Genomic DNA, 20,491 nt, shown 5'->3' on the forward strand with positions numbered 1-20,491 from the left:
CATTATGAAATGTAAAGTATTTATCTATACTTTGCTTTATGACAATAGATTTGGCATTACCGCTTATATTAACATGGCGAATATCTCCAGCCGCAATATCATCATGTATTTCTTTCTGAATTTACTTATCATCTTTCGTATACTTTTTGTAATCCAAGGTTCAATAATGCCCGAATAAAGTCTCTGATACCTGTCTGAATATGCAGCACTTATCGCAGCTTGTAAATTTCACATTGTAAACGTTCCAAAAAAGCTCCTGCATGTGCACCATCCATCTGTGTATGATGAAATTGAAAGGAAATTGAAAGAGATGTTTTAAAGAGCTTCTTTTTATATCTGCCCCAGATCATAAATGGATTATTATAAATACCGCTATTCATGCCGACTGCTCCATCAATATCCACATTTGTGATAGCGGAGGTGCCGATTACCATACTATCCAATAAATCATGATTTTCACAGCTTTCCGCCGTTTGCCTTGTATATCTTAGATAATCCTCGTTAAATTGAGAAAGCTGTTCATTAAAAAGAATATCACAGGAGTTGATTTCTCCCTTTTTATTCTTAACGATAGTATTCACAGCGATGGTGTCATACTGTATCAGTTTTTGCCCTACCGGAAGCAAATAAAAGACATCCAGCCCGGCAGCCGCTTTTCCGATACAATAATCAAGCAGCATATTAAATTTCAACTTTTTCCTCTTGCTTATATTTACGAGAGGCGTGACATCCAACGTCTTAAAAAATGTTACCATAGGGTTTGGTGCATTCATCCAAAGTTCAAATGCCTCCGCCCGCTTTGTCAGATTAGGATCAATTTCTCTCATACTATCCTCCAAATAATAGCCATGTTTCTGCGGTTACCTCTAAAAAATCACCACAAAGTTCCTTACCATCATTCTACCATACCCCAAAAGTCCAGTCCACCCACATTCCTCCCAAATAGCGGCCAGCTTCACATCATAACCACAAGTGCGTAATTTATTGCGCCCGTTTATGCCCTCCACTCAGCGGCATTCTCTGGCCTTGTAACCTAGTACATCGTTTACTAAATAAAAAACTCCATAAACTTGTCTGAATATCCGAGAGCACTGCCATAAAAGCCAAGGTGTAGCTCCGATACGGCTACATTTTAAGTCAGCACTCTCGAGCATTCATACCTTCTCGCAGTATGGGAGACCAAAACGTAGTGCGCGGGGAGAGGGGGCGGGGGAGGAAGCGGAGGGGGCATAAAGTGAGCTTAGACAGTACTTGGAGTGTGGGTGCCGCGGTGAGGGAAAGCGGGGCCTTGGACCCGAGAGAGGCATTGTCTGAGTCCTGTTTGCATCAGGCAAACAGGACGAGTTGCCGAACGGCTTTCCCGGTTCGAGCGGCGGCCAGACTCCTAGAACTGTCAAGCGACACGGTAAAGCCCCCGAAGCTCCTCCCCCGCCCCCTCTCCCCGCTCATAACCCACCAAATTTTTCACCTTCACCCCAGCCGCTTCCCCACAATGAAAAGTTCATAAAACCAGTCAAAGTTTTTAAACTATTGCAAAACAATCCTATAATACGGAAAAATGATCATATAAATAAGAACAAAATGATTGATTTACAATAAAACTAATGATATAATGAACATAAAGAAAGGGGCGGTGTAGCAATGATCTTAAACTATATAATATGTGCGATCCTGGTTGCATGTCTGGTAACAGAAGTCGGTTTTATTTTAAAGCGTAACAAAAAAATGCTGACAAAAGGAAAAGACGATTTCTTTGCCTTTTCCCTGATTGTATTCTTCGCGTTGATCATATTCCCTCTCTCCGAGATGGACAATATGGTGGAAAACATACGCAACATCCTCCTGCTGGTGACCATCTTCGGCTCAGCGGCAATCAAGCGGGGATTCTCTGAAAAGGGGATGGAAAAGGTCTGCTATACCATACCTTGGGAGAAGATTCAGCAGATACATATCAATGAGTACCAGAATTCCAAAATGCAGGTGATCTGCACCACAGGCAAAGCAAAACATAAGCTGCTGTTCAGCAAGTATAAGCTGAAGGAGGTCCTTCGCGTGCTGGAGCAGCATGTGTCCAATATTTATATTCAGAGCTCTTTGCAGGAAGTTCTGAACATGAAGAAAGGCTGACTTTGAGTACAATTATAATCAAACAAATTCAAGTATGAATGAGAAAAGGAGAAGATTATTATGGTAAGCGAAAAAATCACAGTGAAAAACCCGTCAGGACTTCATTTAAGACCAGCAGGAATGCTCTCGCAGATTGCCTCCAAATGTGCCTCGGACGTCACTCTGGTAAAGGGCGAAAAGAGGGTTAACCCCAAGAGTGTACTGATACTTATGGCAGCGGGCATCAAATGCGGGGATGAGATCACAGTGGAGTGTTCCGGTGAGACGGAAGGCCAGGATTTGAGGACAGTCGTGGATGCTATTGAGAGCGGTTTGGGTGAATTATAGGAGAGCGGTAGAATGGAAAGGATTGAGGTAAAAAAGACTTCTTCCAAAGGCATCGTCATGGGAAAGGCTTTTTTGGTTAAGGAACAGGATCTGACTCCCGAACAGGGCAAGATAGGATCAGAGCTTGTGCAGGAGGAAACGGACCGGTATGAAAAGGCAGTGGAGGAGGTCATTGGGGATCTGGAGCCACTGGCGTCTAAATCGGATATCTTTGCAGGCCATCTGGAGCTGGCCAGGGATATTGCGCTCAGGGACGGAGTGCTGACGAGGGTACGTACCCAGCTGGACAACGCCCAGCAGGCGCTTCATGATACAGCGGAAGAGTTCCGCATGATTTTTGAGATGATGGAGGATGAATACATGCGGGAGAGGGCTGCGGATATTATGGACATCCGCAACCGGCTGATGCGCAAGCTGAAAGGGCTTGCGGAGACGGATTTTGACGCCATCCATGAAAAGGTGATCCTGGTGGCAAGAGATCTGGCGCCCTCCGACACAGCGAAACTGAACCTGGAGTATATTCTGGGGTTTATCACAGAGCTTGGCGGGGTTACCAGCCATGTGTCCATTATGGCCAGAGGACTGGGTATTCCGGCCTTAGTGGGTGTCACGGGTGTTCTGGATGAGGTGAAGGCTGGGGACTTTCTCATAATGGATGCCTCTGAGGGGATTATCCTGGTAAATCCGGATCATGAAACAGTGGAGGAATACATCAGAAAGACCCGGGAGTTTGAGCAGTACCAGAGAGAGCTTGAGGAGTCCAGCAGTCTGCCCACTGTGACCACGGATGGCAGGAAACTGGAAGTCTGCGGCAATGTGGGAAATTTGGAGGATATCAAAAATGCCCTGAATTATCAGATCGACGGAGTGGGCTTGTTCCGCAGTGAATTTTTATATATGGAGAGCGACCACTTTCCCACAGAGGAAGAACAGTTTGCGGTGTACCGGGAGGCTGCCGAGCTGCTTGGGGGAAGGGAGTTGACCATCCGTACCCTGGATATCGGCGGAGATAAGGGCCTGGATTACTTTGAGTTTCCTCAGGAGGAGAACCCATTTTTGGGATACCGGGCCATCCGGATCGGATTGGATAAGACAGAGATTTTAAAGACTCAGCTGCGGGCCCTTTTGAGAGCCAGCGCTTATGGGCAGATACGGATTATGTATCCTATGATCATTTCCATAGAGGAGATCACACGGGCGGCTTCTATACTTAAGGAGAGCAAGGAGGAGCTGCGCAGGGAGGGAAAGGCCTTTGCAGAGGATGTGCAGGTGGGGGTTATGATAGAGACACCTGCGGCTGTGATGATGGCACAAGAGCTGGCCCAGAGAGTGGACTTTTTCAGCATCGGTACAAATGACCTGACACAGTATTTTCTGGCAGTGGACAGGGGCAACCAGAAGATTTCTGCGCTCTACAATTCTTATCATCCCGCTGTGCTCAGAGCAATCAGCCGTACCATAGAGGCGGGGCACAAGTATAACCGGAAGGTGGGGATGTGCGGAGAGTTTGCCAGTGACCAGAAAGCGGTGAAACTGCTGCTGGGGATGGGACTGGATGAGTTTAGCATGGCGCCTGGCGAGGCGGCGGCTGTGAAATACCAGATCAGAGGCGCAGCCTTTGAGGAAATGCAGAAGCTGGCACAGGAAGTTATGAGGCAGCCCACTGTGGAGGCTGTGATGCGGCTGCTTTAGATGCAGGAAAGGATATGCGCGATGAAGAGATATACATTGGGACTATATGAAAAATCCATGCCTGGCAGCCTGTCCTGGGAGGAAAAGCTGAAGGCGGCAAAGGACGCCGGGTTTGACTTTGTGGAAATCAGCATTGACGAGACGGAGGAAAAGCTGGCAAGACTGGATATGAGCCGGGAGGATAGAATGGAGCTGGTCAGTATCATGGAGCGGGTGGGGATTCCTATACGCACCATGTGTCTGAGCGGTCATCGGAAATATCCTCTGGGCAGCAGCGACGAGACTGTCTGCGCCAGGGGTATGGAGATCATGGAAAAGGCAGTGCAGCTGGCAGAGGATCTGGGCATACGCATCATCCAGCTGGCTGGGTATGACGTATACTACGAAGACTCCACACCTGAGACGGTGGAGCGATTTGGAATAAATCTGAAAAAGGCGGTGGAACTGGCGGCGAGAGCGGGAGTCCTTCTGGGGTTTGAGACCATGGAGACAGAGTTCATGAACACAGTAGGTAAGGCCATGCGCTATGTGGAGAAGGTGAACTCCGTGTATCTGAACGTATATCCGGACATGGGCAATATCACCAATGCGGCGGTGGCCTATGGGACAGATGTGCTGGAGGATATCCGCAGGGGGGCAGGCCACACGGTGGCCGTGCACCTGAAGGAGACCGTGCCGGGAAAGTTTCGTGAGATCCCCTTTGGAAGCGGACATGTGGATTTTCCGTCCGTGATCCGTACCGCATGGGAGATTGGTGTGCGCAAGTTTGTCACAGAGTTCTGGTATACCGGAAATGAGGCCTGGAGAGAGGATCTGGTTTTTGCCAGGAAGATGATGGGGGAGATCCTGGATTCTCAGGTATGTTGACACAGGAGACAGAAAGGGTATAGAAATGAAAGTTGAAAAAAAGGTAATTGCAAATCTGGAAAAATGCTATTCCATAGCGCCGCTAAAATACCAGGGAGGAAAGCATTTTTTGGTGGCGGCAGAGAAGCAGGACCCCTGCTATCTGTTTGACGAGGAAGGAAACCTGGAGGATACGGTCTGGGACGGACCGGGCGGCGTAATGACCATGGTACAGGTGCCGGGAACAGATGGACAATTTTTGGCAACCCAGAAGTTTTACTCCCCAAATGATTCTAAGGAGGCCAAAATTGTGATTGTAACCCCAAGGGGGAAGGGGGATTGGGAGGTGCGCACCCTGACTGACCTGCCCTTTGTCCACCGATTTGATATCCTGACCAGAGACGGAGAAATGTATCTGATCGCCTGTGCCCTAAAGTCCGGTCATGAGTACAAGGATGACTGGTCAATGCCCGGGAAGGTGTATGTGGCTAAGCTGCCAAAAGATTTGTCTGGCTTTGATGAGGAACACCAGCTTGAGCTGAGCGTGCTCAGAGAGGGACTTTTAAAGAACCACGGATACTGCCGTGTGAACGAGGATGGAGTGGAAAAGAGCCTGGTGTGTGCCCAGCAGGGAGTTTTTTTGATAACGCCCCCTGGTCCTGAGGCGGACTGGCAGGTGGAACAGCTGCTGGATGAGGCAGCCAGCGACGCCGTGCTGGTAGACCTGGATGGGGACGGCCAAAAGGAGCTGGGGGTGCTGTCGCCCTTCCACGGAGAAAACATCTATATCTACAAGAAGAGAGACGGCCGCTATGAGCAGGTCTACGCCTATGAAAAAAAGGCGGAGTTTACCCACGCAATCTATGGGGGAGAACTCTGCGGGAAACCCGCTTTTGTGGTGGGCCACCGAAAAGGAGAGCGCAGCCTCCTGGCCTTTACCTATGATTCTGCCAATAAGGGATACACGGCGCAGATCCTGGACCAGGACTGCGGACCCGCCAATGTCTGCCACTTTGTGAAAGACGGGTGTGACTACCTGATTTCTGCCAACAGGGAAATCAATGAGATTGCTATGTATAAGATCTGGTAACGGTTCCGTTACCCTCACAGTTACATGCAAAAATCCATTTAAAATCACCTACGGTAATGGGATTACGATTCCTGACTCCTTTTCTTACGGTCAGCGCAGCAACTGCGCAGACCGGTTGAATCGTTACCAAAGCACGAAATAAACAGACAGGAGTTTAGCCGCTGTGTGGATTTGTCCAATGGACAGAATCTTCACAGCGGCTATATTTTGTATTGCGTATATTAAGGAAAGGAGATAGAATAGAGACAGATAAAGTAGCATCAGATATGAGAAATGCGGGAGACATCGAATATGGAAAAGTACGGGAGTTTGACGCCGGAGGAAAAGGTATTCTCCGAATTGATAGATGAATATACCCTGGAGCTGCCGGAGCGCCTAACTCTGGAGTCAAAGGAAGACTTTATATACCTGAGCGATTTGGAAACCTATGAGATGTACCTGATCAGCGCCACCGATCCCAGTGAGATTGAGATGTCGTGGAAGGGGTATGAAGGCCAGAAGTGCTATCAGGTTCTCCAAAAGAGAGAATCCCCTTGTCCCTTCTGTACCAATTACAGGCTGGAAAAGGGAACGGACTACATCTGGAGGCACCATAATGAACTGCTGGACCAGGACTTTATCCTGAAGGACCGGCTTGTGGAGTGGAAGGGAAAGACGGTGCGGATGGAAACGGTGATCAGCATCAAGGATGAGGAGCGGGTGGAGTCTGTGCTGTGGAGGACACTGAACAGCCAGAATCTCTTGAATGCCTGCAGCTGCTATCTGATTGAGGGAGTCAGTCTGGTTGAGAGCTGTCAGGCCATTGCCCGTAAAGTACAGGAATTTTACAATGCACACCACTGTGTGGTGGTCTCATTTGGAACAGACCCTGTGTATGTGAAAGAGGAGGCGGGAAAGCTGTACCCGGTTTTGCGGGAGGCGGGGAAGCATCCGGAAGCCCTGCTTAGGGAGTGGTATCAGAAGCTTCGGGATGGCCGCATGGTATTGGTGAAAGAGGCGGATGAGAGCCTGCGAAAGAAGCTGGGGGATGAAGAACTGCTCTCCTTCTGTACTGTGCCTGTGTCTGCAGAGGGAAAAGTGATTGGACTCATAGGGCTTTACAATATTAAATCCAACTGGTCTGAGATTGCGCTTCTCACCTTGCTGGCAGGCCAGATGTCCGGATTTATGGCGCGCCTGGAGCTGGAACAGGAGAAGCGGAGGATAAAATACTTTGACCGCATTACAGGATATCTGAACTTTGAGGGATACCGGGAGCAGGTTAATCATATCCTGGAAACGCGAAAGGGGGAGAGGTATACTCTGTGGTACAGTGATCTCAAAAATTTTAAGTATATCAATGACGTGTTTGGATACGATGTGGGAGACCAGCTTATACGCTATGAAGCGGAGTACCTGAAGGCCAGCTTGGTGGAGGGGGAATCCTTTTGCCGCATTTCAGCGGACAATTTCAGCGTATTGAAAAAATATGAAAGCCAGGAAGAAATACAGGGATTCTTTGATAATCTGGTAAAAAAGCTTCAGGAATTCGGGCCCATAAAGGCCAGAAAGTATAAGCTGGACCTGGTATGCGGCGTCTATCTGGTAGACAATCCCGGGGATGAACTGAGCCTGGATGAGATGATTAACCGGGCAAATATGGCACAAAAATATATAAAAAGTAAGGCGGGCAGCCAGGTGGCCATATTTGATGACGAGATGCGGCGCAGGGTGGTGAGAGAGCTTCAGCTGGAGGCAGGGATGAAGGACGCCCTTAAAAAAGAGGAGTTTGTACTCTACATGCAGCCTCAGGTACCCATGCGCAGGGAGAAACGGATACGGGCGGAGGTTTTGGTGAGATGGAAGAAAGAGGATGGCAGCATTCTCATGCCCGGGGAGTTTATTGGCCTGTTTGAGAGGGATGGGCTGATTGTTGATCTGGATCGCTACGTGTTTGAACATGCCTGCAGCTATTTGAGAGAGTGGCTGGACCGGGGATGTAATCATGGAATCGCGGTGAATATCTCCAGGATGAGTATGCTGACGCCGGGATTTGTGGAGGAGTACAGCAGCATAAAGAAGAAGTACGGGATACCGGACGGGCTGATTGAGCTGGAGTTTACGGAAAATGTTGTGGTGGAAAACCTGAAGTCCTTTATGGAAATCACGGTGGAGCTGCAGAAGAATGGGTTCCGGTGTGCTATGGATGATTTCGGCACCAGCCAATCCTCCTTAAATGTGCTAAAAACCCTTCCCCTGGATGTATTGAAGCTAGACAGGCTGTTTTTCCAATCAGAGGATTTTGAACGGGAGAGGGGCAGAGCAGTGGTGGACTGTGTGGTCCAGATGGCCAGAGTTTTGCACATGACGACTGTTGCAGAGGGGGTAGAAGGGCATAGACAGGTTGAGGAGCTTGCAGAGATGGGGTGTGACTATATTCAGGGGTTTATATTTGCAAAGCCTATGCCCGCAGAAGATTTCTGCGGGTGGGTGCGCAGACAGAAGCAGCCTTAGACAGAAGAATTTTGATCCCCGGGGCAGTAAGTGATATTTCGCTTATCCATACGCAGGAGACCTTCCTCTCTCATTTTTTTCAGTTCCCTCATCATAGCGCTGCGGTCCACACTGAGATAGTCGGCCAGGGACGCAAAGGAGAAGGGGAGACGGAAGGTAGGGCCGCCCTTTTCCGCTGACATGAGCGCAAAGCAGCAGGAGAGCTTTTCCCGGATGGTGCGCTGGCTCAGAACTTCCAGGCGTTCGCTAAGGGAAACTGCCTTGGCCAGGATGAGCTGCAGGGCATTGCTCACCAGAACTGTGTGAAAGGGGCAGGCATTGGGACAGCGCTTGATGAGATGACGGTAATCAATATACTGCACTTGGCAGGGCTTGGTGCTGACCACCTGGATCAGATCAATCCTGCTGGGGAGGGAGGTGAGGGCTTCCCCAAACACATCCCCTGAGTGAAGGTACTCCAGAATCGCCTGCTTTCCATCGTATCCGGTGCGCAGAAGGGAGGCTTCACCGCTTAACAACAGGCCGATGCGCTGGGGATCTTCCCCGTAGGTACAAATCACCTCCCCGGATGCGTACGCCTTTTCCTTTGCGCGGAAGCACACCATCATCCGGCGGTACTCCTCTTCCTTAATCCCTTGAAACAAAGCTCCGTAGGGCATTTTTTGTTCCTCCCAAAATATTTTTTTTGAATTGTTGCATTTGCAACAGAATTTTTAAGCGTTAATGTATATAATGACTCCATAAAGAAAAACTAATAAAGATTTTGATTTCATTACATTATCTATAGTATAAAACAAAGAAAGGCGAAGGTGAAGTAGAAATGAAAAAATATGTTTGTGAGCCATGTGGATATGAGTATGACCCCGAGGTGGGAGATCCGGATAACGGCATTGAGCCGGGAACCGCTTTTGAGGATCTGCCGGAAGACTGGGTATGTCCGGTCTGCGGTCTTGGAAAGGATGTTTTCGTAGAAGAATAGGAGGGGACAGGATGGGTATTCTTTTTGATGGTAGCCTGGCGACAGGCAATGAATTGATTGACACACAGCACAAGGAGCTGATTGACAGAGTAAATAAGCTGTCAGATAGCTGCGCCACAGCCAGAGAAAAAAACGTGGCGGTACAGACGTTGGATTTTCTGATGGATTATACGGAATTTCATTTTGCAGCTGAGGAAAAGCTGCAGGAGGAGAGTGGATATCCCCATCTGGAGGAGCACAAAAAACAGCACGCACAGTTTGTGAGAGCCGTGGAAGAGCTTCGCCAGATGCTTGAGGAAGAGGAGGGCCCCAGCGAGGCTTTTGTGGCTGCGGTGAACAAGAATATTGTGGAATGGCTTCTCAACCACATTCAGGTATACGATAAGAAAGTTGCTGCCTTTGTGCAAAGCTGACTAAAAATATGTGTAAAAAGCGACCGGGTCCCTTTGAAAAAGAACCTGGTCGCTTTTTGCAGCCCGGGCATTGCCTGGCTGGTATCCCACTCACCTGTTAATCAGAGCGCAGACGCTTTAATAAAAGGACACAGAGTACGGACGCTATTGCGAAGATGATCAGCAGGGGCAGGAAGTCGCCAAACGCTGCTCTGCTGCTTGAGAGCAGGATGTAGCTCCATGTGGCGGGAAACAGTTTGCCCAAGGCTTCCAGGACTCCAGGCAATAGGTCTGCGGGAAACATAATACCCGACAGCATGATAGAGGGCAGAAATATCAACTGAGTGTACATAGTCAGCTTTGACTGGCTTTTGACCATCAGGCCCAGGACACTTGCAATGCTCAGGGATACGGCTATAAACAGGATGAGCTTGCAAAAGTACGTCGCTGGGTTAGGTGGAGTCACAGCGTGAAAAGCTATAGGGGATATGAGAAAGATGAGGGCGCTCATGATCAGCAGATGTATAAAGGCTGACAGGAGCAGTGAAATCAACCCAAAATACAGCGGAATACCATTTGCCCTATACATTTGTTTGATATCTGAGCCGTAGATTTCCACAAGGGAGGGGGGGACCCCTATCAGTGCTCCCATTGAGACTCCCATGACAGTCATGGACTGAATCAACGTGTTTTGGGTTTCCGGCATCAATGAAGTAAATATCCCACCCATGATTGCAAAGAACGCAAGGGGAACGAGATAACAGGTAATCAGCATGGACTTACTGCGTATATCTAATTTAAATTGTAAAGCAGTCCCATATAAAAATGAATTCATGGATTATTCTCCTCTTGCTATATCTATAAAATGCTGTTCCAGTGACCCGCGGCTGATCTTAATATCCAGAATCGTTCGATTCTCCGCCTTATATTTTTGAAGCAGAGTAATCATCCCCTCTCCAATATTGTCCGCTGTGTATTCTTTTTCGCCCTGATCGGTGATAATTTTAATGTTGTACTGTCTGCCTACCTTAGCGTTCAATTCATCAACGGTTCCCCAAAAGGCTATATGGCCATTATTGAGAATGGCAATGCGGGTGCACAGGCTTTCCACCTCCGCCATATCATGACTGGCTAATATTATGGTTTTTCCCTGCTCTTTCAGTCTGCGGATTTGGCTGTGCAGAGTGATCCGTCCCTCCACATCAAGCCCAGCGGTGGGTTCGTCAAGGAAAAGAATGTCCGGGTCCCCAATCATGGCAAGGGCCAGATGCAGCCTCCGCTTCTGACCGGTGGACAATTCAATATAGGGCCTTTTTGCCATCTCATCAATACCGAGGGCTGTCAATGCGGAGGGGCTTGCCTTGGCTTTTTTCCATTTCGCAAAGAGCTGCACTGCCTCCGGGGGTCTGATATAGGATGGAAGGGACGCAGACTGCAGCTGAATACCAACCGCCCCGTTTATGGTGATTTTACCGCTCTCATATTTCCTGAGCCCTTCCACACACTCCAGAAAAGTTGTTTTTCCTGCGCCATTGACACCGAGTATACCTAGAATTTCTCCTCTCTCAACATGTAAACACATGTCTCTCAGTACGGTATGCTTTCCGTAGCTTTTTTTTAGATGTTCAACCTGAATTGCACAGCTCATACTTGATCCTCCTTAAATGGATTCATACCTGACTTTGATAAATATATATCTAACGCTGGCTGGAGATATTCACTGACAATGGTTTGCTTCTGTTCCCGTTCGTGATTCTCGTTCTCAAGGACTCCCAATTCCATGAGCTTTGTCAGCATACTCGTATCCCCGCTTGTAAATTCCATCACTAAATCCCAGAACTTTTTGGCTAAAGCCTGAGCCCTTTCATCTTCCGGGGGAATACCACTTGATTGAAACTCTATAGCCTCAGCGTTCAGCTGGTTAAACCGATTCATAAAAAAGCTCCCGCTTTCTTTATCAAATTTGCCGCGTATGTGTTCCAGAGTTTCATTGTCAAAATGTTTGATAAGCCAGTAGTATTCGTTGTTCATCTGCAGATTGGTGATAATATCCGCATATTTTTTAAAATCTACGGTCTGTATCTGTAAAACCTCCTCTCTCAGCGCTTCGATTGCATTTAGTGAGTCTGTCAGGCTCCTGATCTTTTCTTTTATAGCCAAGGCCTGCTCTGTCAGTGCATTTGCAACCTCTGAAGGGGTATCCATAGAGGTTAATGTGCTTTTTATGTCATCCAGAGAAAAGCCTAAGGATTTTAAAGAAAGGATCTGATGAAGCTGAATCATATCTTTATGTGTATAGAGTCTGCGGCCGCCTGTGCTCATGGCAGATGGGGAGAGCACGTTTTCCCTGTCGTAATATTGCAGTGTACGCACGGTAATACCCATCTTCTTGGCCAGCTCTCCCACCGTCATATACTCTTTTGGAATAGCTCTTTTTTTCTGCATATCGGTTCCTCCTGGGACTATTATAATTCATGACGCTGGGTAACAAGCAAGCCTTTTCGTTTAAACAGGCTAACTTTGTTTGAGTAAAGTGTTAAAATTGTTGACAATGGTACAGTTCAGGTTTTATGATTAAAACGGTGACAGAAGATAATAACGGATGCTGTTCTGAGAAGGGAGGATACCTATGAAAATGTTGGTATTTGGCGCTGTGGAGGATGAAAAGCGAAAGCTGATGGATCTGAATGCACAGGCCGGCAAGGATGGAGTGAAAAGTATTGAGTTCACTGACGGAAGTCTGGAACTGGGAAATGCCCACCTTACAAAAGGCTTTGACTGTGTATGGGTCACATCAAACAGTCAGGTCAGCCGCAGGATATGTGAAATACTTTCCAGAAATGGCGTCAGGTATGTGGTCTCCCGCTCCGCGGGATGCTGGCATTTGGATCTGAACGCACTGCGCGAGTTTGGGATCAGTGCTTCCCATGTGCCGGGTTATGCTCCTGCTGCGGTCAGTGAACACACGATTATGATGCTTTTATTTTTGCTGAGAAAGATGAAACAGGGCCAGAAAAAGACGGATTCCTATGACTACACCCTGGATGGCATCTGCAGCAGAGGCCTGGGAAGTATGACTGTGGGAGTATATGGAACAGGACAGATTGGATGTAAAACCATACGGGCATTGTCCGGATTCGGTTGCCGCATACTGGCCTTCAGCCTGCATCAGAGGGAGGAGGCGGCAAGCCTTGCGGAGTATGTCCCGGAGGAGAGGCTGTTTCAGGAGAGCGATGCTGTGGTGCTCCATTGTCCTCTTGTACAGTCTACATATCATCTCATAGATGAGAGAAGGATTGCGCAGATGAAGGATAGGGCTATTCTCGTTAATACGGCAAGGGGAGGCATAGTGGACAGCGAAGCGGTGTTAAAAGCGCTGAAAAGGGGAAAGCTTTCCGGATATGGCTTTGACGCGTGTGAGGAGGAAAAGGCTTTTATACGGAAATCCTTTTTGGGCCCGGATTTTAATGCCTCTGTGTTTTTAGAGCTCTGCAGAAGAGACGATGTGGTTTACACAGAGCACAGGGCATTTTACACGGAGGAGGCGGTGCAGATGCTCCTTCAGCAATGCCTTGCAAATGCCATAGAGTACCAGAAGACCGGAAGGTGCTCCAATGAGATTCAGGATCAGTCGTATTCTCTTAGCTGACACGGAGGACTGGTTACAGAGTGAAGCATACTTGTTGTTGGTTTTCAGCCCCTCAATTCCCGGATAACAGTTGTGCCTCCAAAGTTTATGATGTATAATAAGGTAAACGTTTTGGACGGAACACAGGAGCGCGGCTCCGGGGAAGGAGGCGGTAGTGAAAATGGATACTTATGAGACATTTCACGATGTGCTGGTAAGGCTGTTCAACGATATCATGTCAATAGAGGAAAAGGCGATCATTACGGAGGAATTTCAGGATATTTCCAACAATGATATGCACATTATTGAGGCAATTGGAATCGGGGAGCCGAAAAATATGTCCACAGTGGCCAAAGCGCTTTCCATCACAGTGGGGACCTTGACGATTGCCATTAACAACTTGGTAAAAAAAGGGTATGTGTCCAGGGTTCGCAGTGAGAGGGACAGGCGTGTGGTGCTGACTTCTCTGACGGAGAAAGGCAAGAAGGCATACCGCCATCATGAGGACTTCCACAAAAAGATGATTGAGGCTACTATTGAAGGAATGTCAACACATGAAACAGAGGTCCTGGTAAAAGCCCTGACAAATCTAAGGGAGTTTTTCAACAAGTGGTCCTAATTAGTGAGCTTACCGGGTGTGGATTGAAACAATCTTATAAAGTGTGAGGTGCAGGGATGAAACTGCGGTAAACAGTGTCCCTGCATTGTTTTTGGTTTTTAAAGCTTAGACGAGGATTCTTCCACGGGAGAAGGAGAATTTATGGGAAAGAAATTAAAATACGGTCTGCCTCTGCTTATGGTGGTCTTACTGGGCATTACGCTTTTGTCTGCAAGCTCCATGACAAACATAAGCGATTACGGTAAGCTGATCAATTACGTGGGGATTGTGAGGGGAGCTTCCCAGCGTGTGGTAAAGCTGGAGACAAATAACATGCCGGATGATAAGGTGGTAGATTATGTCAGCGGCATTGTGGAAGAGCTGGTGACAGGACAGGGGAGTTATGGGCTGAAGCGTACAAAGTGTGTGCCCCTTAATGACAATCTTAAGCTTCTTCAGAAAAAATGGCTGTCCATGAAAGAGGAGTTTGCCCATGTACGCAGCGGAGGGGATAAAAACGAACTTTTAAGGCTGAGCGAGGAGTTTTTTGAGCTGGCCAATGACACAGTTTTTATTATTGAGGAGTATTCCAGCCAGCGTTCCCAGGCAATGGCCAGACAGTTGGCAGTGGTTTCGCTCATCTGCCTGGTGTGCAGTGTGGTGCTGATTGGTTATTCCGTGAGAAAGTATTTCGGGCTGCGCCGTCAGACAGAGGAACTGGAGGAGCAGGCGGGACATGACACACTCACAGGAGCACTGACTACGGAGCGCTTCTGCAGGGATGCCCAAAAGCTTATCGAGGAGCATCCGGAACGGAAATATGCGGTGTCTTACTTGGATTTTGAAAATTTTAAATATGTGAACGATGTATTTGGTTACGATTCCGGGGATCAGATACTGAAAATATACTCCGTAAGAATGCTGGAACAGCTGCAGGAGGGTGAGCTCTTCTGCAGAAGTACGGCGGACTGTTTTCTGGCTCTGCACTGTTATCAGGATAAGGCGCAATTGCTGAAGCGGCAGCAGCATGCGGACAATGCATTTTCAAATTCAGATTACTTGACCGGAAAGCATCGTATGACCGTTGCCTGTGGTTTTTGCTGCATTGAAGACGTGGTGGAACAGTTGGATGTCATGGGGTTGGTGGACAGGGCCAACTATGCCCAAAAGACCGTTAAGAACCTTTCGGACAACCACTACGCATTTTACAATGAGAGCATCCGCCAAAAGATGTTTGGGGAGATCAGGATTGCGGACCAGTTAAAAAGCGCTGTGGAAAACCGGGAATTTCTGGTTTATATCCAGCCAAAGGTCTGCCCTTTTAAAGGGAGCGTGTGTTCCGGGGAGGCGCTGGTGCGCTGGCAAACCCAGGATGGACAGTTTCTTCCCCCTGACAGCTTTATACCTGTATTTGAAAGAAAACACACCATAGGAGTGGTGGATGAGTATGTGTTTGAGGAGGTCTGCAGATTGTTACAGCAAAGATATCAGGAGGGAAGGACGGTTGTTCCGGTATCTGTGAATGTTTCCAAGATGCGGCTCTATACTCCGGACTTTGTGAAAGTCTACACAGACATAAAAAGGCGGTATAAGATACCGGACGGTGTGCTGGAGATAGAGTTTACAGAGACCACTGCCTGCGAGAATCTGGAATACATGGGTGAGATTGTGGATGAGCTCCACAAGAACGGTTTTCTGTGTTCCCTGGATGATTTTGGCACGGGCTACTCCTCTCTCGGAATGCTTAAAAATCTATCCATAGACACCCTAAAGCTGGACGCCCAGTTTTTTCGGAATAGTCAGGATATTGAGAAGGCTCAGCTGGTCATCCGGGGGGTTATTCAGCTGATCAGAGAACTCGAAATACAGACAGTTGCTGAGGGGATTGAGACCGCAGATCAGGTGGAATTTCTCAAAGAATGCGGCTGTGACCTGATTCAGGGCTATTATTATTACCGCCCGATGCCCGCTTTGGATTTTGGGAAACTTCTGGATGAAAAGGGGGAGCTGCCCTGAGTGTTTGACTTTGAGGCCAGCCAATATGAGCCTGAATAAAATACAGCCTACGGCGGATGGCAGAAGCGCGCAGATCATCTATGTAATGCATAATACACCGAAGGTGTTCAGTGGATGACGCGCGCCTCGCCGAAAAACGCCAAGGGGTCTTTTAAATTATTTTTTCTCATTTTCCGGCAGAAGATATTTTTTGAGCACCGGGAAGGGGGCAGGACCTATTTCCAGAACCCTCTGGTGGAATTCTTTCAGGCTAAAACCTTCGCCTTCCATCTCTTTCACTGCATCCCGCAGATCCATGAAATTCAGATAACCAACATAATATTTCAGGTAATTGGCAGGAGCCTCCAGGATGATGGAGTATAGGGAGTCTGCCATAGCCTCCCCTCGAAATCCGATCTGTGTGAGATAGTCCGCCACCTGATCCTGAGTAAAGCTGTGGTAGTGGATGGCCATGTCCATCAGGCTGGAGATGCCAAGGGAGATAGAGCGGTTCAGCCGGTACAGGGAAGCGATCTGAGGCTTCACATCAGCCAGGGAGTAGGAGTACATCTCCACATAGGTGGCCCAGCCTTCCACGTACCCTCCAAAGTTCAGCACACTGCGCACCTCATTGGACGCACAGCTGCCGGAATAAATGGTCTGGTATAGGTGTCCGGGATATCCCTCATGGGCCAGCGTGGTGTACAGCTCCAGAGGAGTGTAATTCGAGCCGCGGTTTATGTAAATCACGTTCTCAGAGAGGTTATCAACAGGCGGGGTCAGGTAAAAAGCGGGACTTAGGTAATCCTCAAGGGAGTCATGGACGTATTTCACCTCATAATTTACGGATGGCGGGGTAGGAAAGTCCTGTGCGATCTTTTTCTGAAGATCCTCTAAAATCTGGTCAGGCGTTGTGGTCTCCAGTGAGCCAGTCTCTGTGGAGGTGAGCAGGTCCGGGTGCTCAGTTACAAGTGTCTGCAGCTCCTGAAAATCCAAAACCAACTGTTTTTGGATACGTGCCTCCAGATCAGAGATGGAGTCATAGCAGCCTGTGCTGTCCTTTACAAGATACTCGTAGTACTCCCTTCCGTGTTCATAGTTGGAGAGACCGCCGGTGTTGGTTCCGGTTCCCTTCAGACTGGTCAGGCCGTTTATCAGGAGCTCGTAGGCAGGGATCACATGGGCTGCGACAAGATCACGGTGCTTTTCTTTTAAAGAGGTTTTTACAGTTTCTGATAAACCTTCCATTTTATCTACTTTTTCTTCAAAAATTGGAATTAAAAAGTTTTCCTTTGAACCTATAAAAGAGCTGCATTGAGAGATAATATTATCAGCTGCCTGATCGCTCATAAAAAGGCCGGCCTGGGATTTCGCCTTCTCAAAATCCATGATGGAGGCATAGTACGTATCCATTTGAGAGATCAGAGTCAGATATTCCTTAATATCCTCCGTATCTGAAAATGTATATTCTGCCAAAAGGACCGGGAGCTGAGCCTGGGTTCCGATGGTGGGACCCAGCGGTTCTGCATAAAGCAGAAAATCTTTTCCCTCCGCCTGATTTTCCAGATACATGGAGAGGATATCGTATGTCAGCTTATTATTTTTGGACAGATCTTTGTAAGAGATTCCATTTAAGGTCTCGCGGTAGTTTTCCAGCACGGCAATCCCTGCATTCAGGGACTCCACATCCGCACTGCCCAGCGTGATTTGGTAGTCCTCAATGCCGAAGGCGGCAGGGTCGGACAGAGTGTAGTGTAGGTTTAAGGTGTTTCCGGCAACCTCGTTTTGGAACATCTGGCGGGTAAAGTTGGAAAACTCCCGGTTATCTGCGTAAAAGCGGATAGAGAGCAGCAGAAAAAGGGCTGCGGGGACCAGGAGAATCTTTAAAATAAGAGAAAGTTTGTCTTTGAACATGAATTACCTGGCAGCTTTTTTTCTATCATATGCGCGGATGTTGAAAGAAATGTGTTTTTGTGGTAGTATGGTGGAAAACGCACAGAAGGCAGGTGAAGGAATGTGGATAACATTATTCTGATCGGTATGCCCGGATCAGGTAAAAGTACGGTTGGGGTAGTGCTTGCTAAGGTGTTGGGCTATGGCTTTGTGGACTCTGACCTGGTGATCCAGGAGCAGGAGGGGATGCGCCTCTTTCAGATTATGGAGGAGAAGGGCATTGACGGTTTTATTCAGGTGGAAAATCTGGTAAACAGCCGTATCCGGGCCGACCGCTGTGTGATCGCCACCGGAGGAAGCGTGGTATACGGCAAGGAGGCTATGGAGCATCTGCGCAGTATTGGCAGAGTAATCTATCTGCGCCTTCCCTTTGGGGAACTCAGGGAGAGACTGGGGAATCTGAAGTGCCGGGGAGTTGTGCTAAAGGATGGTCAGACTCTGGAGGAGCTTTACCGGGAGAGAACCCCGCTCTATGAGCAGTATGCGGATCTTGTTGTGGATGAGGAAGGGCTGGGCGTTGAGGAGACGCTGGAGAGGATTGTGGACCAGCTCCAGGCCTCGTTACGGTTTACACGTTCACAGTAACATGCATAAATCCATGCAAAATCGCCTGCGGCGCTGGGATTTATGCACCCTTGAATCATTTTCTCACGGTCTGAGCAGTCAATGCTCAGACCTGAGTGAACAGTAACTAGGCCTCCAAGACGCAGACTTAAATTTCCTTGGTAATATTGCACAGAACGTATTTTTATGTGTACAATCGAAGACGGGTATTTATGGCAAAAATTACCGAAATCTTAATTTTTATTTACAAAAGTAAAGAATGTGTTATAATATAGGTTAGATATTTTAAGGGGAATATCGATGGAGGTCATGATGAATGACCTTTTCGCTTGAGTACAGGGAAAAGTATAAATAAAAAATATCGAGGTGTCCTATGGAACAGTATATAATTAAAGGCGGCAATCCACTGGTCGGTGAAGTTGAGATAGGTGGGGCCAAGAATGCGGCGCTGGGAATACTTGCGGCGGCAATCATGACGGACGAGACGATTATCATAGAGAACCTGCCGGATGTTCAAGATATCAACGTGTTGTTGGAAGCGATCAGTGTCATCGGCGCAAAGGTTGAGAGATTAGACAGAAATAAAGTTGCAATCAACGGTTCCATGATCGGCGAGATCAGCGTGGACTATGAGTATATTAAAAAGATCAGGGCATCCTACTATCTGCTGGGTGCGCTCCTGGGCAAGTACAAGAGAGCTGAGGTTCCCCTTCCGGGCGGCTGCAACATCGGGAGCAGACCCATTGATCTGCATTTAAAAGGGTTTAAAGCGCTGGGAGCCAGCGTGAGTATACGACACGGTTCCATTGTGGCACAGGCGGAGAGACTGCACGGCAGTCATATTTTCCTGGATACGGTTTCGGTGGGAGCCACTATCAATATTATGCTTGCTGCCTCCATGGCGGAGGGAAGGACCATCATTGAGAATGCAGCCAGAGAGCCGCATGTAGTGGATGTGGCAAACTTTCTGAACAGCATGGGCGCCAATATCAAGGGGGCAGGTACGGACGTGATCCGTATCCGCGGGGTGGAATCACTTCACAAGACAGAGTACTCCATCATACCAGACCAGATCGAGGCAGGCACCTTTATGTTTGCGGCAGCAGCCACCATGGGCGATGTAATGGTGAAAAATGTGATTCCAAAGCATCTCGAGGCCACTACGGCGAAGCTGGAGGAGATCGGGTGCGAGGTGGAGGAGTTCGATGATGCAGTCCGCGTGGTTGCGTCCAAGAGACTGAGCAATACAAATGTAAAGACCCTTCCCTATCCGGGATATCCCACGGATATGCAGCCCCAGATCGGGGTTACCCTGGCACTGGCCAGAGGTACAAGCATTGTGACAGAGAGTATTTTTGAAAACAGGTTTAAATATATTGATGAGCTGGCCCGCATGGGCGCGTCTGTGAAGGTGGAGGGAAACACAGCCATTATTTCAGGCGTGGACAGGCTGACAGGGGCCAGAGTGAGCGCTCCGGATCTTCGGGCAGGCGCTGCACTTGTGATTGCAGGTCTGGCGGCAGAGGGGATTACCATTGTGGATGATATCGTGTATATCCAGAGAGGCTACGAGAGCTTTGAGGAAAAGCTCAGGTCTCTGGGAGCGGAGATCGAGAAAGTGGCCAGCGAGAAAGAGATTCAGAAGTTTAAATTAAGAGTGGGTTGAAATCGAATAAGAAACCGTTGCACAATGCCGGATATCTGGCGGAAAGCAACGGTTTTTTCTATTTATTATGGTAAGGTATTGACTTTTTGGTATATTGTTATACAATATAGTCGTAGTAAGTAGTAATACAAGGTAGGTGCA

19 protein-coding genes are annotated in these 20,491 nt (G+C 48.2%); 13 read left to right on the forward strand and 6 right to left on the reverse strand.

The features are described from left to right. Nucleotides 1-209: 209 nt before the first annotated feature. The gene (locus AC0THY_RS04825; RefSeq protein WP_489993325.1) at nt 210-827 is read right to left on the reverse strand and encodes a CatA-like O-acetyltransferase, family 2; all 618 of its coding nucleotides are present in this window, start codon (nt 825-827) and stop codon (nt 210-212) included. A gap of 814 nt (nt 828-1,641) precedes the next feature. On the opposite strand from AC0THY_RS04825, the gene AC0THY_RS04830 reads away from it, so the two are divergent. The 6 genes from AC0THY_RS04830 to AC0THY_RS04855 all read left to right on the forward strand — a co-directional run bounded on the left by AC0THY_RS04830 (nt 1,642) and on the right by AC0THY_RS04855 (nt 8,575). Continuing rightward, a complete protein-coding gene (locus tag AC0THY_RS04830; RefSeq protein ID WP_489993326.1) occupies nt 1,642-2,127 on the forward strand; it encodes a hypothetical protein in 486 nt (161 codons plus the stop codon). Nucleotides 2,128-2,187: 60 nt separating this feature from the next. Further along, on the forward strand, nt 2,188-2,454 hold the full coding sequence (locus AC0THY_RS04835) for an HPr family phosphocarrier protein (RefSeq protein ID WP_489993327.1): 267 nt from the start codon (nt 2,188-2,190) through the stop codon (nt 2,452-2,454). Nucleotides 2,455-2,466: 12 nt separating this feature from the next. Further along, a complete protein-coding gene (gene ptsP, locus AC0THY_RS04840; RefSeq protein ID WP_489993328.1) occupies nt 2,467-4,146 on the forward strand; it encodes a phosphoenolpyruvate--protein phosphotransferase in 1,680 nt (559 codons plus the stop codon). Between the two features lie 21 nt (nt 4,147-4,167). Beyond that, nucleotides 4,168-5,013, forward strand: a complete 846-nt coding sequence (locus AC0THY_RS04845; RefSeq protein WP_489993329.1) for an L-ribulose-5-phosphate 3-epimerase — start codon at nt 4,168-4,170, stop codon at nt 5,011-5,013. A 25-nt stretch (nt 5,014-5,038) separates the two neighbouring features. Then, on the forward strand, nt 5,039-6,082 hold the full coding sequence (locus AC0THY_RS04850) for a hypothetical protein (protein WP_489993330.1): 1,044 nt from the start codon (nt 5,039-5,041) through the stop codon (nt 6,080-6,082). A gap of 291 nt (nt 6,083-6,373) precedes the next feature. Next, on the forward strand, nt 6,374-8,575 hold the full coding sequence (locus AC0THY_RS04855) for a sensor domain-containing phosphodiesterase (protein WP_489993331.1): 2,202 nt from the start codon (nt 6,374-6,376) through the stop codon (nt 8,573-8,575). Here AC0THY_RS04855 and AC0THY_RS04860 read toward each other — a convergent pair. Continuing rightward, nucleotides 8,572-9,234 (reverse strand): Crp/Fnr family transcriptional regulator, encoded by a 663-nt coding sequence (locus AC0THY_RS04860; RefSeq protein WP_489993332.1) that lies wholly within the window; start codon nt 9,232-9,234, stop codon nt 8,572-8,574. The genes AC0THY_RS04855 and AC0THY_RS04860 overlap by 4 nt on opposite strands. A 161-nt stretch (nt 9,235-9,395) precedes the next feature. Here AC0THY_RS04860 and rd point away from each other — a divergent pair, with 161 nt between their 5' ends. Further along, a complete protein-coding gene (gene rd, locus AC0THY_RS04865; protein WP_489993333.1) occupies nt 9,396-9,554 on the forward strand; it encodes a rubredoxin in 159 nt (52 codons plus the stop codon). Nucleotides 9,555-9,565: 11 nt separating this feature from the next. Then, a complete protein-coding gene (locus AC0THY_RS04870) occupies nt 9,566-9,967 on the forward strand; it encodes a bacteriohemerythrin (RefSeq protein WP_489993334.1) in 402 nt (133 codons plus the stop codon). Between the two features lie 97 nt (nt 9,968-10,064). Here the strand turns inward: AC0THY_RS04870 and AC0THY_RS04875 are convergent, their stop codons facing one another. From AC0THY_RS04875 to AC0THY_RS04885, 3 genes are read right to left on the reverse strand one after another with little or no spacing between them, the layout of a single operon-like run. Continuing rightward, nucleotides 10,065-10,781, reverse strand: coding sequence for an ABC transporter permease (locus AC0THY_RS04875; protein ID WP_489993335.1), 717 nt, complete (start codon nt 10,779-10,781; stop codon nt 10,065-10,067). 3 nt (nt 10,782-10,784) lie between these two features. Beyond that, the gene (locus tag AC0THY_RS04880) at nt 10,785-11,594 is read right to left on the reverse strand and encodes an ABC transporter ATP-binding protein (RefSeq protein ID WP_489993336.1); all 810 of its coding nucleotides are present in this window, start codon (nt 11,592-11,594) and stop codon (nt 10,785-10,787) included. Further along, nucleotides 11,591-12,391, reverse strand: a complete 801-nt coding sequence (locus AC0THY_RS04885) for a MerR family transcriptional regulator (protein ID WP_489993337.1) — start codon at nt 12,389-12,391, stop codon at nt 11,591-11,593. The genes AC0THY_RS04880 and AC0THY_RS04885 overlap by 4 nt, the downstream gene beginning before the upstream one ends. A gap of 184 nt (nt 12,392-12,575) precedes the next feature. Here AC0THY_RS04885 and AC0THY_RS04890 point away from each other — a divergent pair, with 184 nt between their 5' ends. The 3 genes from AC0THY_RS04890 (at nt 12,576) to AC0THY_RS04900 (ending at nt 16,188) form a co-directional block, all read left to right on the forward strand. After that, nucleotides 12,576-13,595, forward strand: coding sequence for an NAD(P)-dependent oxidoreductase (locus AC0THY_RS04890; protein WP_489993338.1), 1,020 nt, complete (start codon nt 12,576-12,578; stop codon nt 13,593-13,595). 160 nt (nt 13,596-13,755) lie between these two features. Next, on the forward strand, nt 13,756-14,193 hold the full coding sequence (locus tag AC0THY_RS04895; protein WP_489993339.1) for a MarR family winged helix-turn-helix transcriptional regulator: 438 nt from the start codon (nt 13,756-13,758) through the stop codon (nt 14,191-14,193). A 141-nt stretch (nt 14,194-14,334) separates the two neighbouring features. Continuing rightward, nucleotides 14,335-16,188, forward strand: coding sequence for a putative bifunctional diguanylate cyclase/phosphodiesterase (locus AC0THY_RS04900; RefSeq protein ID WP_489993340.1), 1,854 nt, complete (start codon nt 14,335-14,337; stop codon nt 16,186-16,188). Nucleotides 16,189-16,344: 156 nt separating this feature from the next. Here AC0THY_RS04900 and AC0THY_RS04905 read toward each other — a convergent pair whose 3' ends face one another. After that, a complete protein-coding gene (locus AC0THY_RS04905) occupies nt 16,345-18,081 on the reverse strand; it encodes a DUF885 domain-containing protein (protein WP_489993341.1) in 1,737 nt (578 codons plus the stop codon). Between the two features lie 102 nt (nt 18,082-18,183). On the opposite strand from AC0THY_RS04905, the gene AC0THY_RS04910 reads away from it, so the two are divergent. Then, on the forward strand, nt 18,184-18,705 hold the full coding sequence (locus AC0THY_RS04910) for a shikimate kinase (protein WP_489993342.1): 522 nt from the start codon (nt 18,184-18,186) through the stop codon (nt 18,703-18,705). Nucleotides 18,706-19,057: 352 nt separating this feature from the next. Next, entirely contained in the window at nt 19,058-20,350 is a 1,293-nt protein-coding gene (gene murA / locus AC0THY_RS04915; RefSeq protein ID WP_489993343.1) for a UDP-N-acetylglucosamine 1-carboxyvinyltransferase, read from the forward strand. Nucleotides 20,351-20,491: the final 141 nt, after the last annotated feature.

Source organism: Ruminococcus sp. 8Y-12 (assembly GCF_058119865.1).

Coding starts and splice junctions, on each gene's coding strand:
- AC0THY_RS04830 (WP_489993326.1), top strand. CDS start 1,642: ATGATCTTAAACTATATAATATGTGCGATCCTGGTTGCATGTCTGGTA.
- rd (WP_489993333.1), top strand. CDS start 9,396: ATGAAAAAATATGTTTGTGAGCCATGTGGATATGAGTATGACCCCGAG.
- AC0THY_RS04870 (WP_489993334.1), top strand. CDS start 9,566: ATGGGTATTCTTTTTGATGGTAGCCTGGCGACAGGCAATGAATTGATT.
- AC0THY_RS04895 (WP_489993339.1), top strand. CDS start 13,756: ATGGATACTTATGAGACATTTCACGATGTGCTGGTAAGGCTGTTCAAC.
- murA (WP_489993343.1), top strand. CDS start 19,058: ATGGAACAGTATATAATTAAAGGCGGCAATCCACTGGTCGGTGAAGTT.
- AC0THY_RS04880 (WP_489993336.1), bottom strand. CDS start 11,594: ATGAGCTGTGCAATTCAGGTTGAACATCTAAAAAAAAGCTACGGAAAG.
- AC0THY_RS04860 (WP_489993332.1), bottom strand. CDS start 9,234: ATGCCCTACGGAGCTTTGTTTCAAGGGATTAAGGAAGAGGAGTACCGC.
- AC0THY_RS04835 (WP_489993327.1), top strand. CDS start 2,188: ATGGTAAGCGAAAAAATCACAGTGAAAAACCCGTCAGGACTTCATTTA.
- AC0THY_RS04890 (WP_489993338.1), top strand. CDS start 12,576: ATGAAAATGTTGGTATTTGGCGCTGTGGAGGATGAAAAGCGAAAGCTG.
- AC0THY_RS04885 (WP_489993337.1), bottom strand. CDS start 12,391: ATGCAGAAAAAAAGAGCTATTCCAAAAGAGTATATGACGGTGGGAGAG.
- ptsP (WP_489993328.1), top strand. CDS start 2,467: ATGGAAAGGATTGAGGTAAAAAAGACTTCTTCCAAAGGCATCGTCATG.
- AC0THY_RS04845 (WP_489993329.1), top strand. CDS start 4,168: ATGAAGAGATATACATTGGGACTATATGAAAAATCCATGCCTGGCAGC.
- AC0THY_RS04855 (WP_489993331.1), top strand. CDS start 6,374: ATGGAAAAGTACGGGAGTTTGACGCCGGAGGAAAAGGTATTCTCCGAA.
- AC0THY_RS04825 (WP_489993325.1), bottom strand. CDS start 827: ATGAGAGAAATTGATCCTAATCTGACAAAGCGGGCGGAGGCATTTGAA.
- AC0THY_RS04875 (WP_489993335.1), bottom strand. CDS start 10,781: ATGAATTCATTTTTATATGGGACTGCTTTACAATTTAAATTAGATATA.
- AC0THY_RS04850 (WP_489993330.1), top strand. CDS start 5,039: ATGAAAGTTGAAAAAAAGGTAATTGCAAATCTGGAAAAATGCTATTCC.
- AC0THY_RS04905 (WP_489993341.1), bottom strand. CDS start 18,081: ATGTTCAAAGACAAACTTTCTCTTATTTTAAAGATTCTCCTGGTCCCC.
- AC0THY_RS04900 (WP_489993340.1), top strand. CDS start 14,335: ATGGGAAAGAAATTAAAATACGGTCTGCCTCTGCTTATGGTGGTCTTA.